Source organism: Nocardioides luteus (genome assembly GCF_014648595.1).
Taxonomy (GTDB): domain Bacteria; phylum Actinomycetota; class Actinomycetes; order Propionibacteriales; family Nocardioidaceae; genus Nocardioides; species Nocardioides luteus.
On sequence record NZ_BMRK01000022.1, the window covers coordinates 59,642 to 66,165 of the forward strand.

7 protein-coding genes are annotated in these 6,524 nt (G+C 70.2%); 4 read left to right on the plus strand and 3 right to left on the minus strand.

Annotation, left to right across the window (positions count from 1 at the left end):
• Positions 1 to 249: 249 nt before the first annotated feature.
• Entirely contained in the window at positions 250 to 672 is a 423-nt protein-coding gene (locus IEY81_RS20810; protein WP_189120408.1) for a hypothetical protein, read from the plus strand.
• Between the two features lie 254 nt (positions 673 to 926).
• Complete coding sequence (locus IEY81_RS20815) at positions 927 to 2,063, plus strand: hypothetical protein (RefSeq protein ID WP_189120409.1); 1,137 nt, start codon at positions 927 to 929, stop codon at positions 2,061 to 2,063.
• On the opposite strand, the gene IEY81_RS20820 is transcribed toward IEY81_RS20815, so the two are convergent.
• The 3 genes from IEY81_RS20820 to IEY81_RS20830 are packed head-to-tail and all read right to left on the minus strand — an operon-like array spanning position 1,973 to position 4,537.
• Positions 1,973 to 2,671, minus strand: a complete 699-nt coding sequence (locus IEY81_RS20820) for a VanZ family protein (RefSeq protein WP_189120410.1) — start codon at positions 2,669 to 2,671, stop codon at positions 1,973 to 1,975. The two genes, IEY81_RS20815 and IEY81_RS20820, sit on opposite strands and share 91 nt — an antisense overlap.
• Positions 2,668 to 3,831 (minus strand): lipid II:glycine glycyltransferase FemX, encoded by a 1,164-nt coding sequence (locus IEY81_RS20825; protein ID WP_189120411.1) that lies wholly within the window; start codon positions 3,829 to 3,831, stop codon positions 2,668 to 2,670. Before IEY81_RS20825 ends, IEY81_RS20820 begins: the two co-directional genes overlap by 4 nt.
• Positions 3,832 to 3,835: 4 nt before the next feature.
• A complete protein-coding gene (locus tag IEY81_RS20830) occupies positions 3,836 to 4,537 on the minus strand; it encodes a hypothetical protein (protein WP_189120412.1) in 702 nt (233 codons plus the stop codon).
• Between the two features lie 142 nt (positions 4,538 to 4,679).
• Between IEY81_RS20830 and IEY81_RS20835 the strand changes: the two genes are divergently transcribed.
• Together IEY81_RS20835 and IEY81_RS20840 are read left to right on the plus strand one after the other, a co-directional pair.
• Complete coding sequence (locus IEY81_RS20835) at positions 4,680 to 5,387, plus strand: response regulator transcription factor (RefSeq protein ID WP_189120413.1); 708 nt, start codon at positions 4,680 to 4,682, stop codon at positions 5,385 to 5,387.
• Positions 5,380 to 6,474, plus strand: a complete 1,095-nt coding sequence (locus IEY81_RS20840) for a sensor histidine kinase (protein WP_189120414.1) — start codon at positions 5,380 to 5,382, stop codon at positions 6,472 to 6,474. The genes IEY81_RS20835 and IEY81_RS20840 overlap by 8 nt, the downstream gene beginning before the upstream one ends.
• Positions 6,475 to 6,524: the final 50 nt, after the last annotated feature.

The following is a 6,524-nucleotide window of genomic DNA, read 5'->3' on the forward strand; positions in this document are numbered from 1 at the left end:
GAGTCGTCGGCATGATGGCGAGCGTAGCGAGCCAGAAGTGGATCCAGAAAGACGCAACGCAGGAGTTCAGACGGGCCTATGCCGTGGACACTGGACAAGCCGCAATGCAAAATGTTCGCCAGAAGGTTGGTGGGTCCCGGGCCACTTCTCTTTCGGTGCGCTCGGTGACGTCTCAACGCAATGCCAGCGAGGGGGGCCTCCGTGGGGAGCGGGAAAGAGACCAAGGTCGACCAAGAGGTTGTCGACAGTATGAAGAACATGCTGGTTGACATGAAGGTCGATGTCGACAAGCTGAGGGTGGATACGCCGCGTCCGGGTCTTCTTGGGCAGGGTGCGAGCGGCGAGTCGCTCAAAGCGCAGCTGGATCTGGCCAGCGAGCGGATCAACACGACGCTGTCGCACCTTTCGGATTCGCTGATCAAGTTCTACGACGGCACGGATCGGGCTGCCAAAGAGATGACCGGAGCTGATGAAGAGGCCGGTGCCTGGGGCAGAGCGATGGCTGCCGGGGTGGCAATGGTCAGCCAGCCGTTCTCGATGAACGTGGGCAAGGATGATCGCCCCGACGCCATGCCTGTGCCGATTCCCTTCCTCCCGATCCCGCCCGCGCTGCTCCAGGAGATGCAATCGCGTATCGAGATCATGGGGGCTTCCGAAGAGGGTGGTGCCTGATGGGGGCGCTGGACGCTGGTGGTGGCGTCGGGCGAGTCAAGGGTCCGAACATGATTCGCCTGCAGCAATATCTGCTTGCGGCTGAGGCGACCGACATCGACGCATACCTCACCGACTGGCGTGCGTCTGAGCGAGTCTTTCGGTCTTCTGCTCAGCAGTTCAAGGCGCTCGCCAAAGCCTGCAGCGACGCGTTCGCGGAGTCGTCATACACGGCTCAATCCGCAGCCAGCTCTTACAGCACGGCGTCTGAGCAGATGCTGGAGAAAGCGGAAACCATCAAGGCCGCGCGCGTCGCGATGGCGCGTGTCGCCCAGCGCTATGACGAGGCGCAGAAGAGCTACGACCTGCATGAGCTCAAGCTGCCGATGTCACACGGCCCGGCCCCGAGCGCGTCCGACCCGAAGTACACGACCGAGGGTTACAGCGGGGACGAGAAGACGAAGCGCGAGAAGGCGTTCGACGACGCGAAGGCCGAGCATGCGAAGGAGGCCAAGGCGATCGCGGACGCGGAGCGCGATGCGGCCTTCCACTGCCAGCAGATCGACGACGGCAATCACCAGGCCGAGCCGAAGGTGCGGGCGATCACCGAGCTTCCGTCGACGTCGTCGGGAGGCGGCGGTGGCGCTGGCGGCGGGGCCGGCGCTGGGGCGGCGTCGGGCGGTTACGCGAGCCTGGGATCGCGCAGCGCGGTGCGGGCGGCGCAGGCGAAGTACGACTCGGTGAATCCTGGCACGCTCTACGCCGACGGCTACGGTCACGAGATCCGGGCCGAGCAGATGGAGATCATCAAGCAGGCACACGCGGAGAACATCCCGGAGTGGGACGACGCTGCCGGGGAGTGGGTCAACGCCGACGGTTCGCCGGCGCCGGCGACGAGCTACGCCAGCATCGAGACCGCCGAGGGGCTGGCGCCGCTCGCCGGCGGCACCGGTGGTGGAGCAGCGCTCGGGATCGGTCTCGGTGGCGCCGGGCTCGCGGCGGGTGCCGTGGCGGCGCTGAAGGCGAAGTTCGGAGCCGGAGCGGCGACGGCGGCGAGCAGGGCCGGCGCGGCCAGCAGTGCGAGGGCTGCCACGGCGCGTACGGCGGCTGGCGCCTCGCGTGCCGGAGCACCCGCTCAGGGCGCGCGCACAGGTGCCCGCGGGATGGGCGGCGCCGGCGGGCGCGTTGCGGGAGGTCGCGGTGCTGCGGGGGCGGGCAGCCGCGGCCAGATGCGCGGTGCCGGTGCGGGCAACCGTGGCCGGGGCAAGGACCAGAAGAACGGTGACCCGGAGGTCGACCTGATGGCCGACTACTCCTCGGACTACAGCGACGAGGAGTACGAGCGTCTGCTCGCGCAGAAGCGCTTCGACGAGGAGCAGAAGCGAGCGCTCCGCAGCAGCCCTGAGGAGTAGTCAGCGCGGCGAGCGGTCTGGTGCGGGCACAGCGACCGAGCCAGGCCGCTCGCATGCTCAGCCGGCGATGCCGGTGACGATGCAGCACGCCGGCGCCACCACGGCCACGACAGCAGGGCAGCGACCGCAGCGCCACCGGCGTTGAGGATGACGTCGTCGATCGAGGAGACCCGGGCGAGCAGCAGGCCGTACTGCAGCGTCTCGATCGCCACCGAGCCCACGGCGGCGAGGATCAGCACCCGCCAGACCGACCGCAGGGCTTCGAACCGGATCGGCCCGAAGAACCCCAGCGCGGCGAAGATCATCAGGTTGCCGACGATGTTGACGGGGCCCATGGACGGCAGGTCGGCGAAGGGCTCCAGGCTGACCGCCCCGGCGGTGGGGCTGTCCGCGTACCCCGGCACCATCGTCAGCATCACCCCGGGCACGGTGCCGTAGACGATGGCGACCTCGGCCACAGACGTACGCAGCGCCGGCCGCCACGCGACGCCGAGGCCGCGGCGCACCAGGGTGAGCACCGCCATGGCCAGCACCGCCGCCGGCAGAGCCAGCACCGTGAGGATCACGATCCCGGTCTCGGTGAGCGAGCCCGTGCTGTTGAAGATCATCGACTCGACCCGCTCTGGCGGCTGCGTCGCCGCATGTAGAGGTCGAAGGCGCGGTAGACGAGGGGGCGCAGCGGGAGGTCCCACTCGCCGACGTACTTGACCGCCCGGCCGCCGGTGCCGACCTTGAACTGGATCAGCCCGACGTGCGGGTCGTCGGCCGACAGGGTCGGGGTGATCCCGCGCAGGTCGTAGACGTCGCAGCCGGCGGTCAAGGAGTCGCGGATCATCGCCCACTGGAGCGCGTTGGAGCCGCGTACGTCCCGCTTCTCGGTGGAGGAGGCACCGTAGACGTACCAGGCGTGGGTGCCGACGCGGACGTAGATCGTCGCGGCGACCAGGTCGCCCTCGTGGCGCGCGAGGTAGAGCCGGATCCGCTGCTCGCCGGTCGCCGGGTGGTCCTCGGTCGACAGCGTCGCGAACATCTTCTCGAAGTAGGCCAGCGGGCGCGGCGTGAAGTGGTCGCGCTCGGCGGTGTGCACGTAGAGGTCGTGGAAGGCCTTCAGGTCCTCGCCGCCGGTCGAGGTGGTGACCTCGACGCCGGCCTTGGCCGCCTTCTTGATGTTGCGCCGCCAGAGCTGGTTCATGCCCTTGAGCACGTCGTCCTCGGAGCGGGCGGTGCCGTCGGGGTGGCGCAGCGGGATCTCGTAGGTGAACTGCGGCTGCCCCGCGCCGAACCCGTCCTCGGGGCTCTGCGGGATCCAGCCGGCGTCGCGGAGATAGCGGGTCACCTCGGTGCCCACCTTCTGAGCAGAACCGGTGACATCGGTGAGCCGCACGACGTCCGGGTCGGCGATGCCGGCCTTCACCTGCGCTGCGTCCCACGTGTCGGTGGGCACCGGGGGAGCGACCCGGATCGCGAACGCGCCCTGCGAGCGGAGGTAGGAGACCATCGGCGGGAACCAGACGGTGAGCCCGCCGGCCCAGTCGATGTCGGGCCCCCACGGCAGGTACGCCAGGGACTGCCCCAGCCGCGGCACCGGCCGGTGGAGCACGAGAGCGGCCCCGACCAGGCGCTCGCCGGCGAACCAGCCCAGCGACTCGCTGCGCCACTCGGTCTTCACCCCGCCCCAGGCCGGGGTCTGCAGGAAGCTGACCGACCGCCGCGAACGGACGTGGTCGAGGTGCTCGGCGGGACTGATCGGACGGACGGTGAAGCTCACCAGGTCAGTCAACCCGAGCCTGCGTCGTCAGCGTGTATGCCATTTTGGATATGCGGACGATATGCGGACCGCGAGCGGCGACGGCCACGCACCAGCGCACGAGCAGCGCGGTGAGGATCCCGACCGCGAAGGCCATCGGGACCAGCGGGCTGCCGCGGAGGGCCGAGACGAGGAACGAGACGGCGAGGATCATCAGGAACCACTCCGGCCGGCGCCGCAGGATCGAGTTGCGGTGGTCGTCGCTCCGCAGCGCCGGCTCCCCGCCGAGCGGGGTGAGGATCGCGCCGGTCAGAAAGGTGAGCGACAGCGAGACCCAGCCACCGGTGGCAGCCGCCTCGAACGCCGCGTCCGGCCGGAACGCGCTCCCGGCCACGGCGACCGGGACGAGCCCGGCGGCGGCCCCGAGCACGTAGATGACGGTCGCGACCACCGCGCCGGTCAGCACCTGCTTCATCCCCGCGCGGCGGATGCCGAGTGCGGCGAGCTCCCGGATGCGTACGCTGACCGCGACCGTCGCGGCGACCGAGCCGATCGTGGCCGAGCCCGCCAGGCCGGTGAGCGCGATCAGGGCGGGGTCGCGCGAGCTGGTCATCGCGATCGCGACCAGCGCGTAGGAGAGCGCGAAGCCGAGGACCGCGACGGCGATCTCGGTCTTGGCCGGGGCGATCGAGCCCATGTCTTCCTGACCGGTGGGGGAGGCGGCCACGGTGATCCTTCTGTCATGTGGGGGCGGACGTGTGCCGATGGGGCGCGATGGTAGCGGCGTCGACCAACTCCGAACAGCGGCTTCGGGCCCGCCGGAACTCATCGATACGCCTGCGATATGTCCCAGACCTAGGATCAGACGCATGCGGGTGCTGGTGGTCGAGGACGAGCCGTTGATGGCCGGAGCGATCCGGGACGGGCTGCGGCTGGAGGCGATAGCCGCCGACGTCGCCGGTGACGGCGACACCGCACTGGAGCTGCTGAGCGTCAACGCCTACGACATCGCGGTGCTCGACCGTGACATCCCCGGGCCGTCGGGCGACGAGGTCGCCAAGCGCATCGTCGCCTCCGGCACCGGCATGCCGATCCTGATGCTGACCGCCGCCGACCGGCTCGACGACAAGGCCTCCGGGTTCGAGCTGGGCGCCGACGACTACCTGACCAAGCCGTTCGACCTGCGCGAGCTGGTGCTCCGGCTGCGCGCGCTCGACCGGCGCCGGGCCTACAACCGGCCGCCGGTGCGGGAGATCGCCGGGCTGCGGATCGACCCGTTCCGGCGGGAGGTCTACCGCGACGGCCGCTACGTCGCGCTGACCCGCAAGCAGTTCGCCGTGCTGGAGGTGCTGGCCAGCGCCGAGGGCGGGGTGGTCAGCGCGGAGGAGCTGCTGGAGCGGGCGTGGGACGAGAACGCCGACCCGTTCACCAACGCCGTGCGCATCACCGTCTCGGCTCTGCGCAAGCGCCTCGGTGAGCCGCCGATCATCGCGACCGTGCCGGGTGTCGGCTATCGCATCGACGTGGGCTCCCCGGACGCGGAGCCGGCTGCCCCGAGCGGCGGTGGCCGTGGCTAGGCAGCCCGGCCTGAGCGTACGTCTCAAGCTCACCCTCAGCTACGCCGGCGTGATCATGCTGGTCGGCGTCCTGCTGCTGGCGGTGGTGTGGGTCTTCCTGCTCCGGTACGTCCCGGACGGGGTCTGGTACACGGCGCCCGGGCGCCCCGGCCCCTTCGTCCCCAACCGCTCCGACCTCATCGAGGCCTTCGCCCCGAAGGCGGCGGCCGTCCTCGGCTTCCTGCTGGTCTTCGGCCTCGACGGTGGCTGGATCCTCGCCGGCCGGATGCTGGCGCCGCTGACGAAGATCACCGAGGCCACGCGCACGGCCGCGACCGGGTCGCTCTCCCACCGGATCGAGCTCGAGGGCCGCGGTGACGAGTTCCGGGAGCTGGCCGACGGCTTCGACAACATGCTCGCCAAGCTCGAGGCGCAGGTGGCCGAGCAGCAGCGGTTCGCGGCCAACGCCTCCCACGAGCTGCGCACCCCGCTGGCCATCACCCAGACCCTCCTCGACGTCGCCAGCAAGGACCCGAACCGGGACGTCGACGAGCTCATCGAGCGGTTGCGGCTGATCAACTCCCGCGCGATCGACCTCACCGAGGCGCTGCTCGTGCTCAGCCGCGCCGACCAGCGCTCGTTCGTCCGGGAGCCGGTCGACCTCTCCCTGGTCGTCGAGGAAGCGGTCGAGACGCTGCTGCCGCTGGCCGAGCAGCGCGGCGTGCGGATCGAGACCTCCGGCGACCAGGCCTCGGTCACCGGCTCACCCGCCCTGCTGCTCCAGGTCGTGACCAACCTGATCCACAACGCGATCGTCCACAACCTGCCCGAGGACGGCTCCGTGAGCGTCACCATCGGCGCCAACGAGAAGAGCGTGGTCCTCACCGTCGCCAACACGGGTGAGGAGCTCTCGCGTGAGCTCGTCGCCACGCTGACCGAGCCGTTCCAGCGCGGCACCCAGCGCATCCACGGCGACCAGGTCGGGGTCGGTCTGGGGCTGGCGATCGTCAAGAGCATCACCCGCGCCCACGACGGCAACCTCGCCGTCCTCTCCCGGCCCGGCGGCGGGCTGCGGATCTCCGTCGAGCTGCCTCGGGTGCGCGACTAGCTGTACTCGGCCATCAGGTTGGTGACAGTCGGCTGATCGGTGGGAGTCCT